29 protein-coding genes are annotated in these 25,567 nt (G+C 71.5%); 16 read left to right on the forward strand and 13 right to left on the reverse strand.

Annotation, left to right across the window (positions count from 1 at the left end):
- Positions 1-151: 151 nt before the first annotated feature.
- Positions 152-691, forward strand: a complete 540-nt coding sequence (locus FLL47_RS09260; RefSeq protein WP_186315626.1) for a GNAT family N-acetyltransferase — start codon at positions 152-154, stop codon at positions 689-691.
- Positions 692-717: 26 nt separating this feature from the next.
- Entirely contained in the window at positions 718-1,029 is a 312-nt protein-coding gene (locus FLL47_RS09265) for a hypothetical protein (RefSeq protein WP_144120042.1), read from the forward strand.
- Between the two features lies 1 nt (position 1,030).
- On the opposite strand, the gene FLL47_RS09270 is transcribed toward FLL47_RS09265, so the two are convergent.
- Entirely contained in the window at positions 1,031-2,278 is a 1,248-nt protein-coding gene (locus tag FLL47_RS09270; protein WP_144120043.1) for an MFS transporter, read from the reverse strand.
- A 21-nt stretch (positions 2,279-2,299) separates the two neighbouring features.
- Positions 2,300-2,872, reverse strand: coding sequence for a winged helix-turn-helix domain-containing protein (locus FLL47_RS09275; protein WP_144120044.1), 573 nt, complete (start codon positions 2,870-2,872; stop codon positions 2,300-2,302).
- Between the two features lie 264 nt (positions 2,873-3,136).
- Between FLL47_RS09275 and FLL47_RS09280 the strand changes: the two genes are divergently transcribed.
- The gene (locus FLL47_RS09280) at positions 3,137-5,737 is read left to right on the forward strand and encodes a proprotein convertase P-domain-containing protein (RefSeq protein WP_246157697.1); all 2,601 of its coding nucleotides are present in this window, start codon (positions 3,137-3,139) and stop codon (positions 5,735-5,737) included.
- A 65-nt stretch (positions 5,738-5,802) separates the two neighbouring features.
- On the opposite strand, the gene FLL47_RS09285 is transcribed toward FLL47_RS09280, so the two are convergent.
- Positions 5,803-6,720 carry a UTP--glucose-1-phosphate uridylyltransferase gene (locus FLL47_RS09285; protein WP_144120045.1) on the reverse strand — a complete coding sequence of 306 codons (918 nt, stop codon included), beginning with the start codon at positions 6,718-6,720 and terminating at the stop codon, positions 5,803-5,805.
- A gap of 142 nt (positions 6,721-6,862) precedes the next feature.
- Here FLL47_RS09285 and FLL47_RS09290 point away from each other — a divergent pair, with 142 nt between their 5' ends.
- The 3 genes from FLL47_RS09290 (at position 6,863) to FLL47_RS09300 (ending at position 9,881) form a co-directional block, all read left to right on the forward strand.
- Positions 6,863-7,405 (forward strand): hypothetical protein, encoded by a 543-nt coding sequence (locus FLL47_RS09290; RefSeq protein ID WP_144120046.1) that lies wholly within the window; start codon positions 6,863-6,865, stop codon positions 7,403-7,405.
- 144 nt (positions 7,406-7,549) lie between these two features.
- Positions 7,550-8,734 carry a pyridoxal phosphate-dependent aminotransferase gene (locus tag FLL47_RS09295; protein WP_144120047.1) on the forward strand — a complete coding sequence of 395 codons (1,185 nt, stop codon included), beginning with the start codon at positions 7,550-7,552 and terminating at the stop codon, positions 8,732-8,734.
- A gap of 133 nt (positions 8,735-8,867) precedes the next feature.
- Entirely contained in the window at positions 8,868-9,881 is a 1,014-nt protein-coding gene (locus tag FLL47_RS09300) for a hypothetical protein (protein WP_144120048.1), read from the forward strand.
- Positions 9,882-9,884: 3 nt separating this feature from the next.
- Here the strand turns inward: FLL47_RS09300 and FLL47_RS09305 are convergent, their stop codons facing one another.
- Positions 9,885-10,964: a calcium:cation antiporter gene (locus FLL47_RS09305; RefSeq protein WP_144120049.1), complete on the reverse strand. Its 1,080-nt coding sequence runs from the start codon at positions 10,962-10,964 to the stop codon at positions 9,885-9,887.
- A gap of 99 nt (positions 10,965-11,063) precedes the next feature.
- On the opposite strand from FLL47_RS09305, the gene FLL47_RS09310 reads away from it, so the two are divergent.
- Complete coding sequence (locus tag FLL47_RS09310; protein ID WP_222106008.1) at positions 11,064-12,137, forward strand: hypothetical protein; 1,074 nt, start codon at positions 11,064-11,066, stop codon at positions 12,135-12,137.
- 46 nt (positions 12,138-12,183) lie between these two features.
- Entirely contained in the window at positions 12,184-12,837 is a 654-nt protein-coding gene (locus tag FLL47_RS09315) for a hypothetical protein (RefSeq protein ID WP_144120050.1), read from the forward strand.
- A gap of 1 nt (position 12,838) precedes the next feature.
- On the opposite strand, the gene FLL47_RS09320 is transcribed toward FLL47_RS09315, so the two are convergent.
- Both FLL47_RS09320 and FLL47_RS09325 read right to left on the reverse strand, forming a co-directional pair.
- A complete protein-coding gene (locus FLL47_RS09320; RefSeq protein WP_144120051.1) occupies positions 12,839-13,927 on the reverse strand; it encodes a winged helix DNA-binding domain-containing protein in 1,089 nt (362 codons plus the stop codon).
- Positions 13,928-13,937: 10 nt separating this feature from the next.
- Complete coding sequence (locus tag FLL47_RS09325) at positions 13,938-14,642, reverse strand: MOSC domain-containing protein (RefSeq protein WP_246157698.1); 705 nt, start codon at positions 14,640-14,642, stop codon at positions 13,938-13,940.
- Between the two features lie 55 nt (positions 14,643-14,697).
- Between FLL47_RS09325 and FLL47_RS09330 the strand changes: the two genes are divergently transcribed.
- From FLL47_RS09330 to FLL47_RS09340, 3 genes are all read left to right on the forward strand, one after another.
- Entirely contained in the window at positions 14,698-15,795 is a 1,098-nt protein-coding gene (locus FLL47_RS09330; protein WP_246157699.1) for a M20 family metallopeptidase, read from the forward strand.
- Between the two features lie 89 nt (positions 15,796-15,884).
- The gene (locus FLL47_RS09335; RefSeq protein WP_144120053.1) at positions 15,885-16,601 is read left to right on the forward strand and encodes an SDR family NAD(P)-dependent oxidoreductase; all 717 of its coding nucleotides are present in this window, start codon (positions 15,885-15,887) and stop codon (positions 16,599-16,601) included.
- A 25-nt stretch (positions 16,602-16,626) separates the two neighbouring features.
- A complete protein-coding gene (locus FLL47_RS09340) occupies positions 16,627-16,872 on the forward strand; it encodes an RNA-binding S4 domain-containing protein (protein ID WP_144120054.1) in 246 nt (81 codons plus the stop codon).
- Between the two features lie 79 nt (positions 16,873-16,951).
- Here the strand turns inward: FLL47_RS09340 and FLL47_RS09345 are convergent, their stop codons facing one another.
- Positions 16,952-17,668: a DUF4184 family protein gene (locus FLL47_RS09345; protein ID WP_144120055.1), complete on the reverse strand. Its 717-nt coding sequence runs from the start codon at positions 17,666-17,668 to the stop codon at positions 16,952-16,954.
- Between the two features lie 83 nt (positions 17,669-17,751).
- Here FLL47_RS09345 and FLL47_RS09350 point away from each other — a divergent pair, with 83 nt between their 5' ends.
- Entirely contained in the window at positions 17,752-18,660 is a 909-nt protein-coding gene (locus tag FLL47_RS09350; protein WP_144120056.1) for a GNAT family N-acetyltransferase, read from the forward strand.
- A gap of 114 nt (positions 18,661-18,774) precedes the next feature.
- On the opposite strand, the gene FLL47_RS09355 is transcribed toward FLL47_RS09350, so the two are convergent.
- The 4 genes from FLL47_RS09355 to FLL47_RS09370 are packed head-to-tail and all read right to left on the reverse strand — an operon-like array spanning position 18,775 to position 21,086.
- Complete coding sequence (locus tag FLL47_RS09355) at positions 18,775-19,542, reverse strand: DUF899 domain-containing protein (protein WP_144120057.1); 768 nt, start codon at positions 19,540-19,542, stop codon at positions 18,775-18,777.
- 20 nt (positions 19,543-19,562) lie between these two features.
- Positions 19,563-20,246, reverse strand: a complete 684-nt coding sequence (locus FLL47_RS09360; RefSeq protein WP_186315627.1) for a DUF2182 domain-containing protein — start codon at positions 20,244-20,246, stop codon at positions 19,563-19,565.
- A 16-nt stretch (positions 20,247-20,262) separates the two neighbouring features.
- On the reverse strand, positions 20,263-20,643 hold the full coding sequence (locus FLL47_RS09365; RefSeq protein WP_144120059.1) for an ArsR/SmtB family transcription factor: 381 nt from the start codon (positions 20,641-20,643) through the stop codon (positions 20,263-20,265).
- A complete protein-coding gene (locus FLL47_RS09370) occupies positions 20,640-21,086 on the reverse strand; it encodes an SRPBCC domain-containing protein (RefSeq protein ID WP_144120060.1) in 447 nt (148 codons plus the stop codon). The genes FLL47_RS09365 and FLL47_RS09370 overlap by 4 nt, the downstream gene beginning before the upstream one ends.
- A 133-nt stretch (positions 21,087-21,219) precedes the next feature.
- Between FLL47_RS09370 and FLL47_RS09375 the strand changes: the two genes are divergently transcribed.
- Positions 21,220-21,615, forward strand: a complete 396-nt coding sequence (locus FLL47_RS09375; protein ID WP_144120061.1) for a hypothetical protein — start codon at positions 21,220-21,222, stop codon at positions 21,613-21,615.
- A 40-nt stretch (positions 21,616-21,655) separates the two neighbouring features.
- On the opposite strand, the gene FLL47_RS09380 is transcribed toward FLL47_RS09375, so the two are convergent.
- Positions 21,656-22,369 carry an NRDE family protein gene (locus tag FLL47_RS09380; protein ID WP_144120062.1) on the reverse strand — a complete coding sequence of 238 codons (714 nt, stop codon included), beginning with the start codon at positions 22,367-22,369 and terminating at the stop codon, positions 21,656-21,658.
- A 133-nt stretch (positions 22,370-22,502) separates the two neighbouring features.
- Here FLL47_RS09380 and FLL47_RS09385 point away from each other — a divergent pair, with 133 nt between their 5' ends.
- Positions 22,503-23,342 (forward strand): oxidoreductase, encoded by an 840-nt coding sequence (locus FLL47_RS09385; RefSeq protein WP_144120063.1) that lies wholly within the window; start codon positions 22,503-22,505, stop codon positions 23,340-23,342.
- Positions 23,343-23,490: 148 nt separating this feature from the next.
- On the opposite strand, the gene FLL47_RS09390 is transcribed toward FLL47_RS09385, so the two are convergent.
- Positions 23,491-24,405 (reverse strand): NADP-dependent oxidoreductase, encoded by a 915-nt coding sequence (locus FLL47_RS09390; RefSeq protein ID WP_144120064.1) that lies wholly within the window; start codon positions 24,403-24,405, stop codon positions 23,491-23,493.
- An 86-nt stretch (positions 24,406-24,491) separates the two neighbouring features.
- Here FLL47_RS09390 and FLL47_RS09395 point away from each other — a divergent pair, with 86 nt between their 5' ends.
- A complete protein-coding gene (locus tag FLL47_RS09395) occupies positions 24,492-24,998 on the forward strand; it encodes a MarR family winged helix-turn-helix transcriptional regulator (protein ID WP_246157701.1) in 507 nt (168 codons plus the stop codon).
- A gap of 74 nt (positions 24,999-25,072) precedes the next feature.
- Positions 25,073-25,558: a GNAT family N-acetyltransferase gene (locus FLL47_RS09400; RefSeq protein WP_144120065.1), complete on the forward strand. Its 486-nt coding sequence runs from the start codon at positions 25,073-25,075 to the stop codon at positions 25,556-25,558.
- Positions 25,559-25,567 lie beyond the last annotated feature (9 nt).

Genomic DNA, 25,567 nt, shown 5'->3' on the forward strand with positions numbered 1-25,567 from the left:
GAGCACCGCTCGGGGCCACACCCGCCCGGCCGTCGTCCAGCACCGGATATGGATATGTGTCCGGGTAGATGCTTATCATCATCGCGGCGTGGCAGGCGCAGCCGACGTGGCTGCGCCTCAGCGCAGGCACTGCGACCCGATGGGTGGACACATGCTTCACGGCGAGAGCGTGACGCTCCGGCCGGTGCTGACGGCCGATCTGGACCGGCTCTACCGGGCGCACACCGACATCGCCAACCGCGGGGCGCACTTTCCGCTGGGCGTGCGGTCCGAGCCGGACTTCCGGCGCGACCACGCCGAGACGGGTCTCTGGCAGCGCGAAGCGGGTACCCTGCTCATCGTCAACGGCGCGGCCGAGCTGCTGGGACACATCGAGTTCTTCCGGCCGGTGAACTACTGGGACGCCTTTGAGCTGTCCTACCAGCTCTATGACGGGGCCTTCGCCGGGCGCGGACACGTCACCGAGGCCGTCCGGCTGCTCGTCGACTATCTCTTCGCAACGAAGAAGCAGCACCGCATCCAGCTCGTGATCGTTCCGGAGAACGGCGCGTCCCGGCGCATCGCGGAGAAGTGCGGCTTCACCCTCGAGGGTACGGTGCGCGGCGCGTTCTTCAACGACGGCCGCAGCCAGGACGTCGTCCTGTACTCGCTGCTACGGACCGATGCGCGCCCGTGGCGGGCGGACATGTGATGGCACCGTACGGCTACCCTCCGCGCATGAACGAGCTCGGCGAGCGGGAACTCGATCCTCTTCCCTTCCTCGTGATCGGTCTCATCCTGTTGGGTCTCGGCCTGGTGATGCTGTGGCGCGGTGTCGGGTTGCGCCGGATACACCGCGGCCAGGCGGAGCACGTGGTCACGAGCGGCCCGACGGTCGACGGCGCCGCCCCGGAGCAGGACACGCCGGACCCGCGTCCCGCCGGGCGCCGCGATCCGCGCGACTGGCTGCGAATCTTCGTGGAGGGCCTGCTGCTGACCGGCGTCGGGCTGGCCTTCACGGTGCACGCGGCGAGCCGCCTGCTGGGCTGAGTCACAGCCGTCGCATGTGCGGGATCGGTGAGACGATCAGCCACAGCACGCCGGCCAGCGCGCCGATGGTGGCGATCCACAACGTCTCGCGTACGCCCAGGGCCGTGCCCAGCGCACCGCCGATGACCGCGCCGATCGGGCGGATGCCGTAGTTGATGGTGCGGTGCGCGCCCGTCACGCGGGCCCGCAGCTCGTCCGGGATGACGCTGGCCTGCAGTGAGCCGCCCGCGGTGTCGAGGACCATGACGCCGAATCCGGAGAGGAACTCGGCGCAGAACACCATCGCCAGCACCAGCCAGTGCGGTCCCTCGGCCAGCGGGATGAGGATGAGCGGGGCCGGGAACATCAGGTAGCCGAAGACGTACAGGGGTCCGACGCCGAAGCGCTCGGCGAGCCTGCGCGCGACGGCCGCGCCGATCAGTGCGCCGACGGCGGCGAGGCCCATGCCCAGGCCCAGGACGTCCGGGGTGATGTGCAGCTCGGTCGTGACGTACAGGATGACCAGCGCGAGGTACATGAAGTTGAACAGGTTGAGGGTGGTGCTGGCGCTCACGGCCGCCCGCATGACCGGGTGGCGCGCGATGAACGACAGGCCTTCGCGCAGCCCGAGGCCGCGTCGGGCGCTCGGCGTCGGCTCGGTGACCTCCACCCTGGCGATCATCACCGCGGAGAACACGAACGACACCGCGTCCAACAGCAGCGCGAACGGCGCGCCGACCAAGCGCACCAGCAGGCCGCCGGCGCTCGCGCCGGCCACCGACGAGAACGCGCGCGAGCCGTTGAGCAGCGCGTTCGCGGGCAGGAAGTCCTCACGCGACACCAGTGACACGAACAGGGTGGTGCGGCACACCTCGAACAGCACGCTGAACGTGCCGACGGTGAACGCGACCAGGTAGAGCTGGGTCATGGTGAGCGCGTCCAGCAGGTACAGCACCGGCACGGCCAGCAGCGCGACCGCGCGGGCGACGTCCGCCGCGACCATGATGGTGCGCTTGTACGGCCGCCGGTCGGCCCAGCCGCCGAACAGCAGCGAGAACAGCAGGTTGGGGGCGAGCGCGGCGGCGGTCAGGTAGCCCATCTCGGCCGGGCCGGCGTGGGCGACGAGCACGGCGAACAGCGGCAGCGCCAATTCGGTGATCTGGTCGCCGAGCAGGGCGACGCTCTGGCCGGTCCAGTAGCGGCGGAACGGGGTCTGCCGCAGCAGGGGCGGCACCCAGCGGCGGGTGGCGGGGGTGGCGGTGGCGGTCATGGGGGTGTGCGCCTCCGGGCGTCAGGGCTGTTCGAAGGTGGTCACGTAGTAGCTGACGTGGACCGCCCGCGCGCCGGGTGGCCGCAGGGACGGGTCGGTACGGCGGGGCAGGTACTCGCCGAAGAGGTCGTCGATGCGGCGCGACAGCTCGGCAAGCTCCTCGGCGGTGAGGAAGGCCAGGTCGTCGCCGGGGCCGGTGACGGCACGCCACTGCGGCGGGTCGGCGTCGCGGCGGGCCAGCCAGGCCAGGGCGCGCTCGTAGAAGCGGCGGATGAGCACCGCGTCGAGCTGGTCGACGGCGGCGCGGGTCTCGGTGTCGTCGGACTCGCGGCCCCAGCTGGTGGACAGCGCGGTGGCCTGCCACGGCTTCTCCCGGGCGTCGGCCCCCTCGACCCGTTCGACCAGGCCGTACTTGGCGAGCTGGCGCAGGTGGAAGGAGCAGTTCGGCACGCTCTCCCCGAGCAGGTTCGCCGCCTGGGTGGCGGTGAGGGGTCCCTCTCTGCGCAGCAGGCCCACCAGTGACATGCGCAGCGGATGGGCGTACGCGCGCAGGGCGACGGGGTCGCTGAGAGCCACGGTAGGGCGGTCGGTCATATTCTAAAGATAGCTTTAGAAAGCTTTCTCTACAATCGCCGGGCACCACTCCTGCGCAGTCGCCTACCGGACAGGGCGCTATTCGATCCACTCAAGTCGATCACCTGATGCCGAGACAGCGCCCCTTACGGGCAATCCGAGCAGCGTTCCCGGAGCTTCACTAATCGATGACCGAGGATGTGAAGCACTTCCAAAGTTCTCCCGGCTTCTATATATATAGCTCTCAGTGGCTACCGCCACTTTCCACTGAGTCGGGGAGGACTCGTGAAAAGAACCCTCGCGACCGGCAGTGTCGCCCTACTCGTGGGCGCCATGCTGTCGGTGTCGGCAACCTCCGGCAACGCGGCGCCCAGCACCCCGTCGGCGCCTGTCGGCGTCGCGGCCGCCGAGCGCGCCCTCGCTGAGCACCCGTCGGACGTACGAGCCGCCGGCGGCGACGCGTACCGCATCGACCGCACCGTCAGCGACAGCAGCGGCACCCACGTGCGCTACGCCCGCACGTTCCACGGCCTGCGGGTGTACGGCGGCGACTTCGTCGTGCACACCGCCCCCAATGGCGTCTACAAGGGATCGTCGGTCGGCCTCGAGGCCCCGCTGACCCTGTCGACCACTCCGCAGATCACCGCAGCCAAGGCCGCACAGACCGCCCGCAGCCGGTTCTCCGGCACCGTGGCCGCGGTCGGCTCCCCCGAGCTGTTCGTCGACGCCAGCACCGGCAAGGGCCGTCTGGCCTGGGAGACCGTCGTCACCGGCATGCGGGCCGACAAGCAGACGCCGTCCGAGCTGCACGTCATCACCGATGCGGCGACCGGAGCCGTCATCGGCTCGTTCGACGAGGTCAAGATGGTGAACGGCACCGGCAACAGCCTCTACTCGGGCACCGTCACCGTGGACACGACGCTGTCGGGTTCGACGTACACGATGATCGACCCGTCGCACGGCAACGGCCGCACCTGCGACATGAACAACGGCACGTCCACGTGCACCAACTTCACCGACGCGGACAACGTGTGGGGCACCGGGGCCAACTCCAACCGGCAGTCCGCCGGTGTGGACGCGCACTTCGGCGCCGCGGCGACGTTCGACTACTTCAAGAACGTGCACGGCCGCAACGGCATCTTCGGCAACGGCGCGGGCGTGCCCAGCCGCGTCCACTACGGCAACGCGTACGTCAACGCGTTCTGGGACGGCGCGCAGATGACCTACGGCGACGGCTCGGGCAACAGCCGCCCCCTCGTCTCGCTGGACGTCGCGGGCCACGAGATGAGCCACGGCGTCACCGAGGCCCTGGCGGGCCTGGTCTACTCCGGTGAGTCCGGCGGCCTGAACGAGGCCACCTCGGACATCTTCGGCAACATGGTCGAGTTCTACGCCAACGCCCCGTCCGACCCCGGTGACTACCAGGTCGGCGAGAAGATCAATATCAACGGCAACGGGACCCCGCTGCGGTACATGTACAACCCGACCCTCGACGGGGCGTCGCACGGCTGCTGGTCGACCAGCACCAACAGCGTCGACGTGCACTACAGCTCGGGCCCGGGCAACCACTTCTTCTTCAACCTGGCCGAGGGCACCGGCGCCACGTCCTACGGCACCAGCCCGGTCTGCGGCTCGGCTCCGGCCGTGGTCGGCATCGGCCGCACCAAGGCCGAGAAGATCTGGTACCGCGCGCTGGACGTGTACTTCACCTCCAGCACCCGCTACGTGCTGACCAGCAACCCGGCCAACACCGCCCGCGCCTACACCCTGCGGGCGGCGACCGACCTGTACGGCCTGTGCTCGGTGGAGTACAAGACCGTCCAGGCCGCCTGGACCGCGGTCAACGTGGCCGGCAGCGACGCGGCCTGCCCGGCGGGCAACGACTTCTCCCTCGCGGCAGCGCCCGCGTCGGGTTCGGTCAACCCCGGCGGCTCGGTCACCAGCACCATCACGTCCACGCTGACCAACGGCAGCGCGCAGACGGTCAACCTGACCGCGAGCGGCCTGCCCAGCGGCGCGACGGCGACCTTCAGCCCGTCTTCGATCAGCTCGGCCGGCGGCACCTCATCGCTGGCCATCGCCACGGCCGCGGCCACCCCGCCCGGCACGTATGCGATCACCATCACCGGCACCGGCGCGTCGTCGACGCGGACCACGACGTTCAACCTGACCGTCAACGGCCCGCCCGGCTGCTCCGGCACCAACTCCACCGACGTCGCGGTGCCTGACAACGCGACCGTCGAGTCCTCGATCACCATCTCCGGCTGCACCGGCAACGCAGGCGCGGGCAGCACGGTCGAGGTGCACATCCTGCACACCTACATCGGTGACCTGGTGGTGAACCTGGTCGCGCCGGACGGCACGACGTACCTGCTGCACAACCGGGCAGGCGGCAGCGCCGACAACATCAACCAGACGTACACGGTCAACCTGTCGGGAGAGGCCGCCAACGGCACCTGGAAACTGCGGGTGCAGGACGCGGCGACGGCCGACACCGGCACCATCGACTCGTGGACGCTGAACCTGGGCGGTGGGGCCCCGCCTTCCTGCGGCGGCACCAACGGCACCGACCTGACCATCCCGGACAACAGCACCGTCAACAGCCCGATCACCGTGTCGGGTTGCTCGGGCAACGCGTCGTCGACCGCCACCGTCGAGGTGCACATCGTGCACACGTACAAGGGTGACCTGGTCGTGACCCTGGTCGCGCCGGACGGCAGCCTCTATGTGCTGCACAACCGGGCCGGCGGCAGCGCCGACAACATCGACCAGACCTTCACCGTCAACCTGTCGAGCGAGGCGAAGAACGGCACCTGGAATCTGCGGGTCCAGGACGCCGCCTCCGCCGACACCGGCTACCTCAACAGCTGGACGCTGACCCTCTAGAGCGAGCCGCACGACAGCGAGGGCCCCGGCACGAGCCGGGGCCCTCGTCCATGCTCAGCCGAGACTCAGACGCCCGAGTCCGGGCGGGCGGGCACGTCCAGCTCCGTGGCCAGTCCACGCAGCAGCGGGCCGTACTCCGGATGCGCCAGCGCCGTGGCCATCTGGGCGACCAGGTAGTCGGCCGGGTTGCCGGTGTCGTACCAGCGGCCCGAGATGACCTGCCCGTACACGGCCCGCGTCGCCGCGTAGGCGTTGATCGCATCGGTCAGGTAGACCTCGCCGGTGCGCCGCTCGTACCAGCGCTGGGTCTGCTCCCGCAGCTCGTCGATGATGCCCGGGGTGACGACGTAGCCGCCGATGGCCGCGAACGCCGACGGCGCGTCCTTCGGCTTGGGCTTCTCCATCAGGCCGGTGATCCGCATCAGGCCGCCGTCCAGATCCTCCTTGACCACCGGGACCCCGTAGCGCTGCGAGTCCTCCGGGCTCATCGGCATCAGCGCCAGGACCGGGCAGTTCGTCGCCTCGTACGCGCGGATCAGCTGCTGGGCGCGGGGCACCTCGGCGACGAACACGTCGTCGGGCCACAGCACCAGCATCGGTTCGTCGTCGAAGTTGCGGGCCGCGTTGAGCACCGGCGTGCCGTTGCCGTACGGGCCGTGCTGGTCGAGGTAGGTGATGTGGCCCTGCTGCGCCAGCTCGGCGATCTCCTCGACGGCGTCGGCGTAGGCGGTCTTGCCGTCCGCGCGCAACTGCTCCACCAGCGCCGGATTGGGTCGGAAGTGATCCTGGATCAGCGACTTGCCACCCGAGATCACGATCGTGATGTCCGTGATGCCGGAGGCCACCAGCTCGCGTACGGTGTGCTCGATCACCGGCTTGTCGCCGACGGGCAGCATCTCCTTGGGGATGGCCTTGGTCAGGGGCAGCAGCCGGGAGCCGAGCCCGGCGGCCGGGATCACGGCCCTGCGGATGGTCGAAGGCATGAGAATTTCTCCAGGTCGGAAGTCGTGCGGCGGTACACCCGACGCTAACAGGCAAGCAGGTCGACAGCCCGCAACCTGCGGGCGGGGCGTCCCGGCGGGCCGTCCCGGGAACCCCTCGCCCCCACCGAGACTCGTGTGCGGCATGAGACGCCTGCTCGCCCTGCTCCCGGTGGTGGTCCTCGCCGCGTGCACCACGACCGTGCCATCCCCCGGCCCGTCGACCGCGCCCACCACCGGCCCGACGAGCTCACCGGCCGCGACGCCGTTCCCCGACGACGGCGTGGCCCGCGTGTCCTGCGACCACGTGATCGGCGTCGAACCCAGCCCGGCGGCGCAACTGCCGGTGCTGCTCGACGCGGTCGCGCTGCCGGTCGGGCGGCAACTGCAGGTCACCCCGGTCGACGGCCGGTGGTGGGCCAAGCAGGGCCTGGTGGTGCGGCCCGGCACACCCGTCGACCTCGAGATCGTCGGCGAGGCGGCCCTGACGTCGACGATCGGCTGGGGCAACAGCCCGGGCACGGCGGTCACCCGCATCCGCGTGTTCTGCCCCGACATCTACGACGTGCCCGGCTGGTACGCGTTCGCCGGCGGGTACACCGTCGACAAGCCGCGCTGCCTACCGCTGCGGGTCCGCTCCGGCGACCGCGAGACCCTCGCCCGCATCCCCGTCGGCGCACCCTGCTGAAACGAGCCCGTCGTGATGCTCCCTGGTGCAGTTTCGGGGAAACTGCCGCAATCAGCCACGCGGTGCCTGCAGTTTCCCCGAAACAGCAGGCTGACCCGCGACCGCGGCGGGGACGGCCCGTGCGGGGTGGGCGAAGATGGGGCCATGACGGCTGGCTTCTCCGGGGACGATCCGCTCGTGGAGCGGATGCGCCCGTTCGGCACGACCATCTTCGCGACCATGTCGGCGCTCGCCATGAAGACCGGGGCGGTCAACCTCGGCCAGGGCTTCCCCGACACCGACGGGCCCGCCGAGATGCTGGACGCGGCCGCCGTCGCGCTGCGCGGCGGGTTCAACCAGTACCCGCCGGGGCCGGGCATGCCGGTGCTGCGCGAGGCCGTCGCCGCACACCAGCGGCGGTTCTGGGGGCTCGAGTACGACCCGGACGGCGAGGTCGTCGTCACCGCCGGAGCCACCGAGGCGATCGCGGCGGCGATCCTCGCCCTGTGCGAGCCCGGCGACGAGGTGGTCTGCTTCGAGCCCTACTACGACTCGTACGCCGCGAGCATCGCGCTGGCGCGGGCGACCCGCCGCCCGGTGACGCTGCGCCCCGGCCCCGACGGGCGCTACGCGTTCGACCCCGACCAGCTGCGCGCCGCGTTCGGCCCCCGCACCAGGCTGGTGCTGCTCAACTCGCCGCACAACCCGACCGGCAAGGTGTTCACCCGCGAGGAACTCCAGCTCGTCGCCGACCTGTGCCAGGAGTTCGGCGCGTATGCCGTCACCGACGAGGTCTACGAGCACCTGGTCTTCGACGACGCCGGGTCGCCGCACATCCCGCTGGCGACGCTGCCCGGCATGCGCGAGCGCACCCTGCGCATCTCGTCGGCCGGCAAGACGTTCTCGTGCACCGGCTGGAAGGTCGGCTGGGCCAGCGGACCGGCGGCGCTGGTGTCGGCGGTGCTGCGGGTCAAACAGTTCCTGACCTTCGTCAACGCCGGGCCGCTGCAGCCCGCCGTCGCGGTCGCACTGGGCCTGCCCGACTCCTACTTCACGGGCTTCACCGCCGGTCTGCAGGCCCAGCGCGACCAGCTCCGGGCCGGGCTCGTCGACGCCGGTTTCGGCGTGCTCCAGGCCGAGGGCACCTACTTCATCACCACCGACATCCGCCCGCTGGGCGGCACCGACGGCGTCGAGTTCTGCCTCGGCCTGCCCGAGCGCAGCGGCGTGGTCGCGATCCCGTCCCAGGTCTTCTACGACGACACGGACGCCGGTCGCCACCTGATCCGCTTCGCCTTCTGCAAACGCCCCGAAGTCATCACCGAAGCCGTAACCCGCCTGAAACCCTGACCCCCGCCCCGCGTGGCGACGATCTCGCGTGGACAGCGGGTACGACACACTCGTATGCCGCGAAAGGGCAACAGTTCACGCAAGGTCGTCGTGATCATGGGTGGGCGTCGTACCGCGTGAATACGATCTGCCTGTGGGACTGACGAGCCGGGCACGGCCGCTGGATCTGGTCGAGCTGTTTCCTGGGCTGGCGGCGTTTGCGCGGACTGCGACGCGGTTGCACCCGCGGCCCGGTGCACCCGAGATCACCGGGAGCCACGTCGGCGGACCCCTGTTATGGCCGGCCGGCGAGGCGTGGCCGACGTGCGCGGGCCCGCATCGGGTGGAGGAGGAGACCCTTGCGTCGCCGGAGCTGGCCGCGCGTCTGCGGCGGTCCTCCTACGACCGCTACCTGGTGGCGCGGGAGATTCCGGGATTCTTCGGCGTAGTGCAGCGGGACGGCGGCACGTATGTCATCGCGCACGTGGAGCGCATGGAGACAGCAGCGAGCCCGCTGCGGCCGGTGGTGCAGTTGCACGCGGCAGATGTCCCGGACCTGCCGATGCCGTCCGGCATGGACCTGCTGCAGGTGCTCTGGTGCCCGCACGACCACCACGAGGAGCGTCACCAGTACGGTGCCGCAGTGCAGCTGCGCTGGCGGCGGGCTACCGATGTCGGCGAGGTCCGCGCCGCCGCGCCCGCGCCGACGGTGCAAGCCGCGCAGGAGTACACCGTCCGTCCCTGTGTGCTGCACCCGGAGCAGGTCGTCGAGTATCCGTGGTGGCAGGAGCTGCCCGAAGAGCTCGGCCGCCGGGTGCGCGACCACGACGACATGCGGCAGCACCCTGAACACCTGTACTTCCACCTGTCGCAGGCCACCGGGTGGAAGGCGGGCGGCTGTGCACGCTGGGACGTCAGCGAGCTGAAGCCCATGGTCTGCGACGGTTGTGCAGACCCGATGGAGCTGGTGCTCACCATCGCGTCGCGCGAGTCCGCCGGCGGCGTGTGGCGCACCGTCGAGGAGGCACACCTCGTGCCGTCACCGGCCGATCCGGCGTGGACGGCTGCCGACGAGCCGACCGGCGTCACCGTCGGCCGCCGCGCGGACCTGCGCATCTTCGCCTGCCTGAGCTGTCCCGGCACGCCGTACCTGCTCGACATCCAGTGACGGCTACGGGACGAAGGAGAGGAACAGGAAGGCGCCGAAGATGGTCAGATGCACCATGCCCTGCATCAGGGTGGCCCGGCCGGGCGCGACGGTCAGCGTGGTGACCACGACCGTGATCGCGAGCAGCACCATGTCCTTAGGGTCGAGGCCGAGCACGAGCGTGTTCTGCAGCCAGATCGAGGCGATGGCGATCGCCGGGATGGTCAGGCCGATGCTGGCCACCGCCGAGCCCAGGGCCAGGTTGAAGCTGGTCTGGATCTTGTTGCGGGAGGCGGCCCGGACCGCCGCCGCGGTCTCCGGCAGCAGCACCAGCAGGGCGATGACAACGCCGACCACCGCACGGGGCGCGCCCGCGACCGCCACGAAATGCTCGATCGCCGGTGACTCGACCTTCGCCAGGCCGACCACGGCGACGAGGCACAGCAGCAGCATGAACAGGCTGACCGCGGCCGCCTTGGGACCGGGTCCCGCCTCGTGCTCCTCGTCGTCGGTCTCCAGCGGCAGAAAGTAGTGGCGGTGCCGGATCGTCTGCACGAAGACGAAGGACGCGTACAGCACCAGCGAGGCGGTGCCGGCGAAGGCGAGCTGCGGCCCGGAGTAGGTTGGCCCGGGGCTGCTGGTGGTGAACGACGGCAATACCAGCGCCAGGACGGCGACGGTGCTGAGGGTGGCCAGGGTGGCGGTGACACCCTCCACGTGGAACTCGACCTCGCGGTGCCGCAGGCCGCCGACCAGCAGGCAGAGTCCTACCACGCCGTTGCACACGATCATGAATGCCGCGAAGACGGTGTCCCGGGCGAGCGTGGAGGGTCCTTCCGGGCCGGAGGTCATCAGCATGATGATCAGGCCGACCTCGATCGCGGTCACCGCGACGGCCAGGATGAGCGTGCCGAACGGCTCGCCGACGTGGTGCGCGACGATCTCCGCGTGGTGCACGGCCACCACGACGGCGGCGACCAGCGCTATGCCGACCACCACCAGGCCCACGCCGCCGACCTTGTGCCCCCACGCCGCCACGAGCACGATCACGCACAGCGGCGGGATCAGTGCCCACCACGACAGCGCGCGTGCGGCTTTGAGCATGTACCGAGGCTACGCGGACAAACCTCACCTACCGGCCATAATCCCTGCAACAGGGCAGTGGGCTGTGCCCTCACCGCGGAGTGGCACTACATTCTGCGCGTGCTCTCACGATCTCTCGCCGCGGTGCCGCTGCGGCTGACCGTCCTGGCCGCCGTGCTCGGACTCGCCGCCTGCGGCAGCACCGCTCCCGGCGCTGCGGGACCGTCCGATCCGGCATTCGTGACGCCCTCTGGCACGGCCACGCCAACGGCCTCGGCCTCGGTGGCCGCCGGCCCCAGCGCCGCGGCGTCGGCCTCCCCCACCGCCGGGCCGTGCGGGGTGTTCCCCGCGAACAGCGTGTGGCGCGCCGACGTGTCGAAGCTGCCCGTGCACCGCTCGTCGGGCACGCTCGTGAACAGCATCGGCGCCGCCGCCCACATGCACCCCGACTTCGGCGCAGGCCTGTGGGACGGCGCGCCGATCGGCATTCCCGTCACGACGGTCAAGCCCGGCCAGAAGACCGTCAAGGTCAGCTTCGAGTACGCGGGCGAGAGCGACAAGGGCCCCTACCCCGTACCCGCCGACGCCAAGGTCGAGGGCGGGCGCGGCAGCGACGGCGACCGCCACGTCATCCTGTATGACGCCGCGGCCTGCAAGGTGTACGAGCTGTACGCCGCCTACCCGTCCGGTTCGGGCTGGCGGGCCGGCTCCGGCGCGATCTACGACCTGCGTTCCCACAAGTTGCGCCCCGCGGGCTGGACCTCGGCCGACGCGGCTGGGCTGTCCATCTTCGCCGGGCTGGTCCGCTACGAAGAGGTCGCCGCCGGGCGCATCACCCACGCGCTGCGCATCACCGTGCCGCGCTCACGCAACACCTACGTCTGGCCCGCCCGCCACGCCGCCTCGAACTCCGGCGACGCCTCACTGCCGCCGATGGGCCTGCGGCTGCGCCTGAAGGCGAGCGTCGACATCTCGAAGATGCCCAAGCAGGCCCGGGTCATCGCCGAGGCGATGAAGAAGTACGGCGTGATCGTCGCCGACAACGGCTCGCCCTGGTACCTGTCCGGCGCGCCGGACGACCGCTGGTCCAACGACGCGTTGCGCGCGCTGAAGAACCTGCAGGGATCCGACTTCGAGGCCGTCGAGACCGCCGGGCTGATGGCCGACCGGAACTCGGGCGCGGTACGCGGGTGATCTCGTCGCGTCCCTGGCCGGAGGCCGCGTCGAGGGCGGAGGTCGCATGAGCAACTCACGGATGTACCCATTGCTGCGGACCGAGGACTCCGCGGAGGCGTACGGGTTGGCCCAGCGGCTGGTATCGCTCGCCATCGCGGTCCGCCACGTAGCCGCGTGCGTCTGGACGAGCAGCCACGACCTGGCCCGCTACCACCGTGTGCCCGGCGCGCAGTGCCAGGCGGAGACCACGCCGGAGCTGGCTGCGGTGCTGCTCGACGCGCTCGGCGTCCAGGGCGTCGAGCGGCTCATCGAGGCGCGCGACTGGGACGACGGCACGAGCACCGTGTACTGCGTGGACCCGCGGTCGGCGGAGCCGTTGCGCGCGGTGCCGCCGGTGCGGGTGGCGGTGCAGTTGGCGCGTTCCACCCCCGGCGAGGCCGACCGGGAACTCGTCGCAGCGGTGCGGACCGACCCGGGACACCTGCACTGGGAGGTCGACTGGCCGGCGCTGCCCGACCTGGACCTGCCGGCGAGCCTCAAGCACGGCGGCGTGGAGATCACCTTCAACACGGACGAGCCGTGGAGCGACGTCGTGACCGGGCGGCATACCGTATGGGTGCATGACGGCAGGCACGGCGAGCTACGCGCACCCTGGCTGGCCGCGGCGGCCGGACTCGCCGACCCGAGAGTCATCGGCCCGGTCGCGCACGGCATCTGACTCAGAGCACGGTCGCGGTGACAGTGCCGGGCAGGCCGAGGAAGCGGCCGTGGTGGTCGGCGGCGGCCTGCACCGCCGCGGCCCGGTCCGGGTCGAGCGGAGCGTAGACCAGCACCTCGATGGCGACCTCGGTGCGGCCGACCGTGCGCTTCCAGTGCCCGGCGACCTGGCTGTCGATGATCAGCACGCCGTTGTAGACGGGCCGGTCCAGGCGCTGCCCGCCGCCCACCCCGCCGAGGTTGAGCAGGTGCTTGCTCTCGGTGTAGCCCACGATGTATTCGTCATAGCCCTGCAGCAGGTGCGCGACCGGACCGACCGGGGTGGGCGGCTGCAGCGGCTCCCCGGCGAACCAGTAGGTCAGTCCGTCCACGTCCAGGCTTGCCAGTTGCCCGCGGACCATGTCCAGGCCGCGGCGGATCTCGGCCTGGGTGAGGCTGGACCACCACCGGAAGTCCTTCACGGTGGCCGGACCGTGGCTGGTGAAGTAGCGCAGGGTCAGCTCGGCGAGCGCCTCGTCGGGGTCCAGGGTCCGGGCCTGCGGTGCGCGCTCGGCCAGCAGCGCGTACGTGTGCTGCTTGCCCTTCATCGCTCCGCTGCAGATCAGGCCGTTGAGCTCGGCATTCATCAGGATGTACGCCATCCGGAAGCCCTCGGTGCCGATGCCCGCCGCCTGGAACAGCGCGGTCAACTCCTTGCGCGTGAGCTGCGTGCCTGTCAGCGCCTCGATCAGCATCGCGTCGCACCGCGCCCGCACCTGCTCGTCGAGGCCGAGCTGGCGGTAGATGTACCCGTTGAGCTGGTGCACCCGCGGGCCGGTCAGCGCCAGCACCCAGCCGATGTCGTCCGGGGTGAGGAAATGCCAGGTCGGCCGTAGGGCGTGGGTTCGCAGCAGGGCGCCGGCAGCGAAGTCCCGGTGCACCCGGTCCTCCTGGGCCGCCGTGATGCGTTCACCAACCGACCAGGTTGCCGGGCCGTAGTCCTGGGACTGCACCGCGCCCAGCCGGCCGACCACGTCCTGGGGCGTGGCGTCGATCGTGGCGTGCAGGCCGAGGTTGTGCATGCGCCACGAGGCCAGCTGTAGTGCGTCCATCGCCGCGATGCTATCCGCGCAGTACGACAGGATCGCCGAACCGGACCGTGCCCGCGCGCTCGACGTGAGCCAGCACCCCGAACGTCAGCTCGTCCGCGGTGGCGACGGCGCGCAGGATCCGGCCGTCGTGCGGCAGGTCGTCCTGCGCGTTGTTGACCATCACGCAGCGGGGCATCCGGCGGACCACCCGCAGCACCACCTCGTCGCCGACGTGCAGGGCCCGCCCCGGCCAGCCGTCCTCCAGCCGCGCGTCCGCGCCGGGCACGTCGACCAGCAGGTTGGCGCGGAAGCGCCGGGGGTCGACCGGACCGCCCAGCAGCGCGCCCAGGTGGCGCAGCGAGGCGGTGGTCAGCACGTGCAGCGGGCCCTCGTCGAAGTGCGACACGTCCTCCTCGGCGGTCAGCGTCACCGGCTCGCCGACGTGCCGGCTCAGCGTCGCATGCACCGCCGGATCGTCGCCGCGCAGCCGCGCGCCGGACGGGAAGCTCAGCACCGGCACCGCGCCGTCGTAGTGCGCGGCCAGCTGGAACAGCCCGTCCATCTGGCGGAACCGGCGGGTGCTCTTGCCGCTGCCGAAGCGCCCGTCCGCGCCGCGCACCGCCCAGCGGCGGTCTCCGGCGAGCCCGCGCGACTGCACCACCGCCTCGGTGAGCGTCTCCCCGAGCAGCGACTTGACCGGGAAGCGCCGCAGCTCTCCGAGCGTGCCCACCATCATGAACCGATCACGTCAGCAGTATGCCCGGCGTGGCCCCGTGCGGCAGGATGACGGGGTGGAGCTGGAGCCCTTTCTGCGTACGGCCGAGGCGCTGCTCGCCGTGCCGTCGACCGCCGACCGTCCCGACCAGCTGCACCGTGCGCTGGACCTCGTCCTCGACGCGGTCGGACCGGGCTTCGCCGTGGAGCGTTTCGAGTCCGCGGGCAAGCCGAGCGCGCTGCTCTACCGCGACACCGGCGCGGGCCGGCCCGCCTTCCGGGTGATCCTCAACGGGCACCTGGACGTGGTGCCCGCCGCGCCGGAGCAGTTCACGCCGCGCCGCGAGGGCGATCGCCTGTACGCCCGCGGCGCGCAGGACATGAAGATCTCGGCGCTGGTGATGGCGCACGTGTTCGCCGAACTCGCCCCGACACTGCCGTACCCGCTGGCGTTGCAGCTGGTCACCGACGAGGAGATCGGCGGGCGCAACGGCACCCTGCACCAGCTGGAGCAGGGCGTCACCGGGCAGTTCGTGGTGATCGGCGAGTTCAGCGGGCTGGAGATCGTCACCGACTCGAAGGGCATCCTGCAGGCCCGGCTGACCGCGACCGGGCGCGCGGCACACAGCGCGTACCCGTGGCAGGGCGACAACGCGCTGCTGCGGTTGACGGACGCGGTCCGGGCGCTGCACGCGGCGTATCCGCTGCCGACCTCGGAGGCGTGGGCGACGACCGTGAACCTGGCCCGGCTGGACACCCCGAACACCGCGTTCAACCAGGTCCCGGCACTGGCCGAAGCCTGGCTGGACATCCGCTTCCCGCCCGGCGAGCCCGGCTTCGACGGGCGCACCGCCGAGCAGATCGCCGCGCACCTGAGCGAGATCTGCGGGCCGGGCATCACGGTGGCGGTCGAGCACGCCGACGCCCCGCACCATGCCGACCGGGACCGGCCCGAGGTGACGGCCCTGCAGCAGGCGGCACGGGCGCAGGGCTACCCGGCGGGCTTCCTGCGCAAGCACGGCGCCGCCGACGGGCGCTTCTACTCCCAGCGCGGCGTCGACGCGGTGATCTTCGGCATCGGCGGCGCGGGCCTGCACGGCCCAGACGAGTACGCCGACCTCACCACGATCGTGCCTTACCACCGGGCGCTGCACACGTTCCTCACCGCGATCTGACGGCCCACACGGGGCTGACGGCATGCGATGCCTGGGCAACGCCGACGGGGTGATCGGCATGCGGCCGGGGCGCTGACTAGGGTGGCCGGATGCAGCAGGTGGCGTTGGTGACCGGGTCGGCGTCGGGCATCGGGGCGGCGACCGCGCGGCGGCTCGCGGCGGACGGGATGACCGTGGTGATCCATTCGCGGTCGAGCCGGGCGGCCGGCACCGCGCTGGCCGCCGAACTCGGCGGGACCTATCAGCAGGCCGACCTGGCCGACGACGAGGCCGCCGCCGGGCTGGTCCCGCGGGTGCTGGCCGAACACGGACGGCTCGACGTGCTGGTGAACAACGCGGGCATCAGCTGGCCGGTCCCGCACGCGGACCTGGACGCGCTGACGGCCGCCGACTGGCGTCGGCTGCTCGACGTCAACCTCATCGCGCCCTGGCTGCTCTGCACGGCGGCCCTGCCCGCGCTCCGGGAGTCGAACGGCTGCGTCGTGAACGTGACCAGCCACGCGGGCGTCCGCCCGAAGGGCAGTTCGATCGCGTACGCCGCCAGCAAGGCGGCTCTCAACCACGTCACCAGGTTGCTGGCCGCCGCGCTCGGCCCCGACGTGCGGGTCAACGCCGTCGCCCCCGGGCTGGTCGACACGCCGCTCACCGCCGACTGGGCCGACGCGCATGCGTTGTGGAACGCCTCCAGCCCCATGCGCCGCCCGGCCCGGCCGTCGGACGTCGCCGACCTCATCGCCGCCGTGATCGGCAACTCGTACCTGACCGGCGAGGTCATCCTCCTGGACGGCGGGCTGAACCTGCGCTGACGATCCACCACACCGGCCACGTCCGATGGACATCGACGGACCGGCTCTGGGGGAAGATGGCAGCGTGACCGACGTACCGATCCGTGATGACATGATCCGCCTGGGCCAGTTCCTGAAGCTCGCCTCCGTGATCGATACCGGTGGTGAGGCGAAGCTGCGCATCGCCGCCGGTGAGGTGACCGTGAACGGCGAGGTGGAGGTGCGCCGAGGCCGCCAGCTGCACCGCGGCGACGTCGTCGTCATCGACGGCGAAAGCCTGCGCGTCGCCTGACTCCTGGCTGCGCGGTGTCGATCGTTCGCCGTGGCGGGAGCGGCCGACCACCGACCACGGGACCGGGGCCCGCGCAACGTCAGTCGTTCGCCGTGGCCGGAGCGGCCACGCTCGGCCGCGGTGGCGCGAGGGTGGTCGCCGCGGCTGCGGCCCCGAGACCGAGGGCGACGCCGAGCAGCAGGCGGGCACCCGTGGTGTGCGGCAGGAACGCTCCGGGCAGCTGTGCCGCGACCACCGCTGAGGCCGCGGTGACCGTGGTGGCCACGGACCAGAACAGTCCCGGCCGCACCGGCCGGGCAGGCGGCGCGCCGTGCCAGGCCCGCAGCAGCCGGTGGCGGCCCACCTGCACGGCCAGCGCCAGTGCCGCCAGCGCGCCGCCCACGGTCGACGCCAGGTCCAGCACCGGTGCGGGCTCGGTGAGCCGGTCCCAGACCAGGTGGCTCGCGGCGGCGAGCAGCGCCGACAACGCGCTGACCGCGAAGGCCGGCCGGGTCGTGCCGAGCACGCCGTAGTCGCGCAGCGCCAGCGCGGCGGGCCACCGGGGCAGGTGTGCGGCGACCACGGCCGCCGAACGGCGTACGAGCAGCGCGCCGGCCAGCGTCACCGGCAGGCAGAACAGGATTACACCGGGCCACTGGTGCGACAGCGGGAACACCGGCAGGCCCGAACCGTCCAGGGCGTACGCGAGATCGGGCGAGGCAGCCCCGACCGTCAGTGCCACCCCGTCGAACCAGCGGGGGCGCCACAGTTTCAGCGGCAGGGGCAGGGCGGCGTGCGAGGGGAACGTCAGCGGCACCGCCGCAGGTTAACCTCTCTCGGCCCGCGGCCACCGCCCGCAAACGATTTGATCAGCACCACGCAGCGGGTCAGGATGGCCGGATGAAAATCCGCACCGCCCTGCCTGACGACGCCCCGGCCGTGGTCGCCCTGCGCGCCGACGTGTACCCGTACCTGGTGCGCGGAGTCGCCTCGACACGGCAGATGATCGCTGAGCCACCGGACGGGGACTGGATCGCGTTCGTGGTCGAGCACGACGGACGGATCATCGGCTGGACCTCGGCGTTCCGGAACACCACCACCTCCGAGGCCGACTTCGGCGAGATCTCGCTGCTGCACGTACACCCGGCGCACCGCGGCCGGGGCGCGGGCACGCTGCTGTTCGACGCCGCCGCCCGGCACCTGTCCGCGCTCGGCGTGCAGCGGGTGCGCGCCTGGACGCAGGAGGAGTCGCTGGACTTCGCCCGTGCCCGCGGGTTCACCCCGAGCCGGGAGATGCGCTACTCGATGCTGGAGACCCGGCTGGCGCCGCCCGCCCCGGCCGCGCCGCCCGGGGTCACGGTCGTGCCGCTGTCCGGGCTGGACGAGCACGTGCTCTACACCGCGTACGTCGCGGCCAGCTCCGACGAGCCCGGCGACGTGCCCTCGGACGCGATCTCCTTCGACACCTGGCGCTACGAGGTGTGGGACAACCTGGGGCTGGACAAGGATGCCAGCGTCGCCGTCGTCGACGGCGGGCAGATCGTGGCGTTCACGCTGGTCAAGCGCGACGGGGAGCGGATGTGGTCGGACATGACCGCGACGCTGCCCGAGCACCGCGGCCGCGGCCTGGCCCGGCTGGCGAAGACGGTCGCGCTGCACCGGGCCGCCGCCCGCGGCGTGACGGCCGCGTACACCTCCAACGACGAGTCGAACGCGCCGATGCTCGCCGTCAACGCCCGCCTGGGCTACCGGCCCGTCACCGTCCAGTGGTCCTGCCTGGGCACGCTGCCCGGCAGCGCAGCCGCGTAGGTTCCCGCCGACCGGCGGGAGCGCTCGCAGCACAACGCGGTCGGGCTGGTGAGGTCACCAGCCCGACCGCGTTCCCCCGTCAGCCGGCAGGTCGCTCGACGACCCGCCCGCGGTTCACTCGGTGTCGTACTCGTCGTGGCGGCGCCACCAGAAGCCGGCCTCGTTGCGCCCGAGCGGCGCACGGTCGAGCCACTGGTACATGCCCCAGAGCGCGTCCACGCCCCGCTCGTAGGTCGAGTACGTGTGGTAGACGACGCCGTCGTCGAGCACGAACGCGCTCATGCCGGGACCCTGCTGCCGGTAGGTCGGCCAGTCAGTGCCGACCGACGACGCGATCTGGTTGAGGAACGGCAGCTCCTCGCCCGACGGCGACGGCCGCACATCCATCGAGCGGAAGTTGTAGTCGACCGCGCCGGACTGCCACTCCTCCTTGGTGTGCGTCACGTGGAAGTCGTGGTTGAACTCGCCGCCGAACGAGGACGCCCAGGGAAAGCTCCAGCCCATCCGCTGCTTGAACGCCTGCAGTTTCGGCAGCGGAGCCTGCGACACGGCGTACAGGGTGACGTCGTGATTGGCGAGGTGGACGACGGAGCCGTCGAAGCCGTCCGCGATCGCCGAGCAGGACGGGCATCCGGCCTCGTAGTCGGGGCCGAACATGAAGTGGTAGACGAGCAGCTGCGAGCGACCCGCGAAGAGGTCGGCCAGGGACGCGTCGCCGTCGTCGGTCGCGAAGGTGTACTGCTTGTCGATGCGGACCCAGGGCAGCTCCTGCCGTTGCCGTGCCACGTCGTCGCTGCGCCGCGTCAGCGCCTTCTCGGCCTCGAGCAGCTCCAACCGGGCCGCGAGCCACTCTTCCCTGGTGCCTGTCTTGTGATCGATCATCGTTGTCACCTCTTCTGTCGTCAGTGGTGCAGGTGGTGGTGGCCGGTGCCGTCCACGGGACGGGTCGCCGGCGGGGTGAGCCCGGGAACCGTGCCGGGCGCCAGCACGATCACGACGCCGAGCGCGACGATCGCCAGGGCCACGGGCACGTCGACGGCGGCTCGCGCGGGCAGGAGCTTCTGCGCCAGGCAGAGCACGGTGATCACGCACATCCAGGTGACGCTCATGACCCCCACCGCGACCAGCACCAGCATCAGTCCGATGCTCGACCCGACGCAGTGCAGCCCGTACGCGAGTCCGGAGCGCGGATGCCCGCCGCACCGCCGCCGGAAGTGCCGCTTGACCGGGGTCAGCTCGTAGGCGCCCGCCACGATGACGATCACGCCGGCGGCCACCGGCCCATGCGGCCGGTACAGCGCGAACACGGCGACCCCGACGAGGGTCCAGACGGCGAGGTACGACGCGATGAACACCGTCACCGCGCCCGCACCGCCGCCGTCGTGCACCCGGCGCAGGACCGCCGGAACCGCGCCCGGCAGCATCATGGCCGCGATCATCGACGCCCACACGGCGACGAAGAACGCGAACGGGCCGAGCGGGGTCGCCGGGCCCATGTCCATGCCGTCCATGAGCCGGATCATCACGACCCAGCAGGCGGCGGCGAGGCCCAGCGTCACCGCCGGCGCGATCTGCCGAAGCTGCATCGTGCGCCTCCCCCGGTCATGACTGCCTTGGTTCTCCATCCGGCGGGAGTGCGTCCCGCTCGGCCGCCTCGGCGAGACGTTTGATGGTCGCCAGGCGCCGGTCCCAGTCGGACGCGAGCGCGGCCATCCACCGCGCCGTCGCGTTCAGCGCCGCGGGCCGCACCGCGTAGAGCACCTCGCGCCCGGCCCGGCGGCCGGTGACCAGCCCCGCCGCGTCCAGCACGGCGAGGTGCTTGACCACCGCCTGCCGCGAGATGGGAAGGTGCTCGGCGAGCGTCGTCGCGGTCACCTCGCCCAGCTCCGCAAGCAGGTCGAGCAACTGACGCCGGGTCGGGTCGGCCAGCGCCGCCAACACGCCGTCGACCGGCGAGACGTCGCCGTGATGCTCTTCGGTCACACGGAGGACTCTTCGGCGCGCGCCTTGAGCGCCTCGAGCTCCAGCGGCCAGCCGCCGGAGTTGTCCCGCACCGCGTTGCGGCGCAGCTCCTCGGACCCGGCCAGCGTCGCAAAACCGCTCTCGACCACCCGGAGCCGCGTCTTGGCTCCCTCCGCGGTCAACGTGAACTCGACGAGGGTGCTGTTGTCCGGGCGCAGCTCCTCGCCGGGAAACGCCGGGGCCCAGCGGTACGCCAGGTAGGTCGGCGGGTCGACCTTCTCCACGCGGACCGGGAAGTCGCCGTGCTCGGCGTTCTTCGCGATCATCGACTCGCCCTCCCTGGCCACGGTGCCGGGCAGGCTCGCCTTGTCGGCCACCCAGAACCCGGGCTGGGCGACCAGCGTCCAGACCCGCTCGAGGGACGCCTCGATCAGGGTCTCGCGTTCGATCCGGTCCTCGCTCATGAGCACTCCTTCAGCGCCGCAGGTTTGATGTGCAACTCCACAGTTGCACATCAACTCGCGAGGCGCAACCCCGGAGTTGCACATGGCTCCGCGGGACGACGTGATGTCATTCCCCGCCCCTACACTCCCGGCCATGATCGAACGTCCGAGCGCTGCGTGGCGCCGAGAGGTGCGCGAGCAGCAGCAGGCGCTCGCCGCGGGCACGCTGTCCCCCGACGACGCCTACGCCGAACGACTGTGGCCCGAGGACTTCACCGACGCGGTCGACGCCGCGCTCGCCGCGTACCAGGCCGAGGTGGCGGCGCTGCGCGAGCCGTCCGACGACGAGCTGTTCGCCGCGGCCGAGCGGGTCGTGCTCGCGCTCAACGACATCGACGAGGAACACGGCCACCACATCGAGACCGACGAGCGCGACGAACTCTGCGGATACATCGAGAACGTGCTCATCCACATCGGCGTCGACATACGGGCGCTGTGCGCCCGCCGCGGCGGCGATCGGGAGTTGCTGACCGCCGGACGGGACTGGTGACGACGGACGAACGCTGGTTCTGTCGCGGGCGGGACGGGGCCTAGACGATCCGGGTGAGGGTCACCGGTCCGGGCTCGTCCGGCACGGCCGCGAAGTCGTAGCGCACCAGATCGGGGCCGATCGCGAGCAGGGTGACCGAACTGGAGCCGTAACGCAGGTCGTCGCCGAAGGTGTGGCGCAGGATCAGCGCCCGGGGGTCCTCGCGGTCGATCCCCTCCCCGGCTGCCAGGCCCGGCCATGCACCCCAGCCGTCCGCCGGGTCCGGCCTCGGGGTGGCCCGTAGCGCCGCCAGCAGGTGCGCGGCACGCGGTTCGGCCGGGTCGTCGCCGCTGTTGACGATCACCGTGAACCCCTCCGGCGGGGTCGTCCCGGTTCGGGTATCGCCGTCCCAGCCGACCATGGCAGCGCCGGACAGATCCACAGTGATCAAATAGAACGGATCGAACGCGCGCAGGTCGTCGGGCACGGGCAGCCCCGCCGCGGCCAGCAGCGGCAGGTCGCCGCGGGAACGGCGACCGTGCTCGGGCGCCAGCTGCCCGCGCCCGTTGAGCACGAATCCGGCCCTGCGGGCAGCCGGGTCCACGGCAAGCCAGGTGCCCCCGGCGACCAGGTCGATCCCGCCGAGCACGCCGGGGTGGCGCGGCCAGTGCTCCGCCGGCGGCTCCCAGGGCCGCACCAGCAGCTCGTCGCGTACGGCCAGCACCAGCAGCGGCACCGGCGACGACGGCTCGAAACTGAGGGCGACCGTACACATGATCGGCACTATATGCCGCAGCGGAACCCGGCCGACGCGGCGGCAACGCGCTGAAACACCACGACGCGCCCCGGACGGCGGCTAGCGTGATCTCCGAAGCGTGTGCCGTCGTTCGCCGTGCACGGAGGCAGCCATGACCACCTGGTTCATCACCGGAGCGTCCCGCGGGTTCGGCGTGGAGATCGCCCGGCAGGCCCTCGATCGTGGCGACGACGTCGTCGCGACCGCGCGCGACCCGAAGACCGTGGAGAAGGCCCTGCCCGGGTATGCCGACCGGCTGCTGGCCGTGGCGCTGGACGTCACCGACGCGGCGGCCGCGCACCGCGCCGCCGACGCCGCGGTGGCTCGCTTCGGCACCATCGACGTGCTGGTCAACAATGCCGGCCGAGGGCTGGTCGGGGCCATCGAGGAGACCAGCGACGCCGAGGCCCGGGCCGTGTTCGACACCAATCTGTTCGGCCTGCTCGCGGTCACCCGCGCGGTGCTGCCGGTGATGCGACGCCAACGCTCCGGCCGCATCGTGAACATGAGTTCGATCGGCGGGATCCGGTCATGGCCCGGGTGGGGCCTGTACGCGGCGACGAAGTTCGCCGTCGAGGCGATCACCGAAGCGATGAGCCAGGAGCTCGCGCCGCTGGGCATTCAGGCAATCGCCATCGAGCCCGGCCCGTTCCGCACCGACTTCCTCGACTCGAGCTCGCTGCACCGCACCGAGCAGGTGATCGACGACTACGCCGCCAGCTCCGGCATGATGCGCAGCTGGTCCGACGAGAACAACCACGCCCAGGAGGGCGACCCGGTCAAGGCCGCCACCGCGATCCTCACCATCGTCGACGCACCCCGGATGCCGGTACGCCTCGCCCTGGGCAGCAGCTGCGTCACCGACATAGAGGCGAAGGTCAAGGAGGTCGCCGCGGACCTCGACCGGTGGCGCGAGCTGTCGGTGTCCACGGACTTCGCCACCACCGGCTGAGTCCCGACCGGCCGCGCGGCGCAGCGTGCTGTACCAGTGCCGGCCGTGCGGGGTGCGCGGCCGGCACTGGGTTGAGGGTGGCTCAGGCGGAGATGAGGGCGAACACGATCGGCAGGACGGCCTGGCCTACCGGCCCGGCGGGACGGGGTCAGACCGTGATGACGGTCTTGCCGGAAAGCGTTCCGGCGTCGCTGCGCGCGTGGACGGCGGGCAGTTCGTCGAGGGTGACGTGGCCGGCGACGTGGATGTGGAGCTTGTCGGCGTCGACCAGCTCGACGAGGGCGGCAAGCCGGCCGGCGTCGGGGTGGACGAACACGCTGATCGAACGCACGCCGCGCGGGTCGTCCTGCGGGCCGGGGGTGGTGGTCGTGACCAGGGCGCCGCCGTCGCGGACCAGGCCGGCCAGCGTGACCATGTCGGCCGGCGCGACCGGGGCGAAGTTCAACACCGTGTCGAACGGGCCGGCGAGGCCGCCGATGTCGCGGCCGATCACCTGCGCGCCGTAGCCACGGACCCGCTCGGCGTTGCGTTCACCGGCTGTCGCGACGACGGTGGCGCCGGCCTGGACAGCCAGTTGCACGGCGTAGCCGCCGACCGCGCCGCCGGCGCCGTTGATCAGGATGCGCTGGCCAGGCTGCACGTCGGCGTGCTCGAACAGCGCCTGCCAGGCGGTGAGCCCGGTCGCCGGCAGCGCGGCGGCGTCGGCGAGCGGGATCGTCGTCGGCGCGGCGGCCAGGACCTCGCCCGAGGCGAGCACGTACTCGGCCGCGGCGCCGTCGGCGGTCATCGGCAGGAACCCGATCACCTGCGCACCGACGTGCAGGCCGGTGACTCCTTCACCCACGGCCGTCACGGTGCCGGCGACGTCGATGCCCGGGGTGTGCGGCAGCGCGACCGGGAACACCTGTCGCAGGTGGCCGGCGCGGATGGTGGCGTCGACCGGGTTGAACGACGTGCCCGCGACCTTCACGAGCACCTGGCCGAAACCGGGGGTCGGCTGCTCGACGTGGTCGAGCCGCATGGTGCCGGCGTCGCCGTGCTGGTGGAAACGGATGGCCCTCATGGTTCTCACTCCTTCGAATATGCTTCGAACTTGAAGCATGCCACGACTATAGCTCGTTTCAAATTCGAAGCAAGTAGGATGGCGGTGTGAGCCACGAGACAGCACCCCTGGACGCCGAACAGCTCGGCGCGTACTTCGCCCTCATGGAGGTCAGCACGCTGCTGCAGCACGCCGTCGACGAGCACCTGCGCGCCGACGGCGACCTCAGTTACGTGCAGTTCCAGATCCTCGCCCGCCTCACCGACGCCCCCGACGGCAAGTTGCGCATGACCGACCTCGCCGACGGCGTCGTCTACAGCCGCAGCGGCCTGACCTACCAGGCCGGACTGCTGGAAAAACGCGCCCTGATCACCCGCACACCCGCGCCCGACGACGAACGCAGCGTCATCGTCACCGTCACCGACACCGGTCGCGGCCTCGTAGCGCAGGTGCTGCCCGGCCACATCGACGTCGTCCGGCGGCTGCTGTTCGACTCACTGCACAAGCGCGACCTCGCCACCCTCGGCAGCGTCCTCGGCCGGGTCCGCGAACACATGCGCGCCGCCCCACCCCGCTCGGCCAAACCCCGTGCCGCTCGCCCCCGGACCGCCTGACCACGAAGGCGCCACCGGCTCGCTCACGGCACGCGGGAAGGGCGCCCACGGCAGACCCACGAGAGTGGAGAGACATGGATCTTCAGCTGACCCGGCTCGGCGGTGTCGACCCGGCCGACATCATCGCGCTGATGAGCCACCGCGCGGTCCGTCGGCACATGCCGCTGGCCGAGGGAGCCTTCGGCGCGGCCGAGTGCGCCGCGTTCGTCACGGCCAAGGAGGCGTTGTGGCGCGACCACGGGTACGGCCCGTGGGCCTTCCTCGTTGACGGAGAGTTCGCCGGCTGGGGTGGCCTGCAACCCGAGGACGGCGGCGACGCCGATCTGGCGCTGGTCCTGCATCCGCGATTCTGGGGTCACGGCCGGGCGATCTGCGCGCGGGTCCTGGACGAGGCGTTCGGCACGTTCCGGTTCGACTCGGTGACCATCCTGCTGCCGCCCACCCGCCGCAGCGGACATGCCGTGGCCCGGCTCGGGTTCCGTACCGACGGTGAGACCAGCATCGAGGGCAGGCGTTTCCTGCGCTTCCGGCTGCACTCCGCCGACCGGCCGCGGCCGTGAAGCCGATGC

It is taken from the genome of Catellatospora sichuanensis (genome assembly GCF_007483665.1).
Classification (GTDB): Bacteria; Actinomycetota; Actinomycetes; order Mycobacteriales; family Micromonosporaceae; genus Catellatospora; species Catellatospora sichuanensis.

Bases quoted from the DNA above. Each gene is read 5' to 3' on its own strand.
- FLL47_RS09400 (WP_144120065.1), top strand. From the start codon at position 25,073: ATGGATCTTCAGCTGACCCGGCTCGGCGGTGTCGACCCGGCCGACATC.
- FLL47_RS09265 (WP_144120042.1), top strand. From the start codon at position 718: ATGAACGAGCTCGGCGAGCGGGAACTCGATCCTCTTCCCTTCCTCGTG.
- FLL47_RS09270 (WP_144120043.1), bottom strand. From the start codon at position 2,278: ATGACCGCCACCGCCACCCCCGCCACCCGCCGCTGGGTGCCGCCCCTG.
- FLL47_RS09335 (WP_144120053.1), top strand. From the start codon at position 15,885: ATGCAGCAGGTGGCGTTGGTGACCGGGTCGGCGTCGGGCATCGGGGCG.
- FLL47_RS09380 (WP_144120062.1), bottom strand. From the start codon at position 22,369: ATGTGTACGGTCGCCCTCAGTTTCGAGCCGTCGTCGCCGGTGCCGCTG.
- FLL47_RS09285 (WP_144120045.1), bottom strand. From the start codon at position 6,720: ATGCCTTCGACCATCCGCAGGGCCGTGATCCCGGCCGCCGGGCTCGGC.
- FLL47_RS09390 (WP_144120064.1), bottom strand. From the start codon at position 24,405: ATGAGGGCCATCCGTTTCCACCAGCACGGCGACGCCGGCACCATGCGG.
- FLL47_RS09375 (WP_144120061.1), top strand. From the start codon at position 21,220: ATGATCGAACGTCCGAGCGCTGCGTGGCGCCGAGAGGTGCGCGAGCAG.
- FLL47_RS09260 (WP_186315626.1), top strand. From the start codon at position 152: ATGCTTCACGGCGAGAGCGTGACGCTCCGGCCGGTGCTGACGGCCGAT.
- FLL47_RS09275 (WP_144120044.1), bottom strand. From the start codon at position 2,872: ATGACCGACCGCCCTACCGTGGCTCTCAGCGACCCCGTCGCCCTGCGC.
- FLL47_RS09360 (WP_186315627.1), bottom strand. From the start codon at position 20,246: ATGCAGCTTCGGCAGATCGCGCCGGCGGTGACGCTGGGCCTCGCCGCC.
- FLL47_RS09385 (WP_144120063.1), top strand. From the start codon at position 22,503: ATGACCACCTGGTTCATCACCGGAGCGTCCCGCGGGTTCGGCGTGGAG.
- FLL47_RS09325 (WP_246157698.1), bottom strand. From the start codon at position 14,642: ATGATGGTGGGCACGCTCGGAGAGCTGCGGCGCTTCCCGGTCAAGTCG.
- FLL47_RS09305 (WP_144120049.1), bottom strand. From the start codon at position 10,964: ATGCTCAAAGCCGCACGCGCGCTGTCGTGGTGGGCACTGATCCCGCCG.
- FLL47_RS09350 (WP_144120056.1), top strand. From the start codon at position 17,752: ATGAAAATCCGCACCGCCCTGCCTGACGACGCCCCGGCCGTGGTCGCC.
- FLL47_RS09370 (WP_144120060.1), bottom strand. From the start codon at position 21,086: ATGAGCGAGGACCGGATCGAACGCGAGACCCTGATCGAGGCGTCCCTC.
- FLL47_RS09295 (WP_144120047.1), top strand. From the start codon at position 7,550: ATGACGGCTGGCTTCTCCGGGGACGATCCGCTCGTGGAGCGGATGCGC.
- FLL47_RS09340 (WP_144120054.1), top strand. From the start codon at position 16,627: ATGGACATCGACGGACCGGCTCTGGGGGAAGATGGCAGCGTGACCGAC.
- FLL47_RS09320 (WP_144120051.1), bottom strand. From the start codon at position 13,927: ATGGACGCACTACAGCTGGCCTCGTGGCGCATGCACAACCTCGGCCTG.
- FLL47_RS09315 (WP_144120050.1), top strand. From the start codon at position 12,184: ATGAGCAACTCACGGATGTACCCATTGCTGCGGACCGAGGACTCCGCG.
- FLL47_RS09355 (WP_144120057.1), bottom strand. From the start codon at position 19,542: ATGATCGATCACAAGACAGGCACCAGGGAAGAGTGGCTCGCGGCCCGG.
- FLL47_RS09290 (WP_144120046.1), top strand. From the start codon at position 6,863: ATGAGACGCCTGCTCGCCCTGCTCCCGGTGGTGGTCCTCGCCGCGTGC.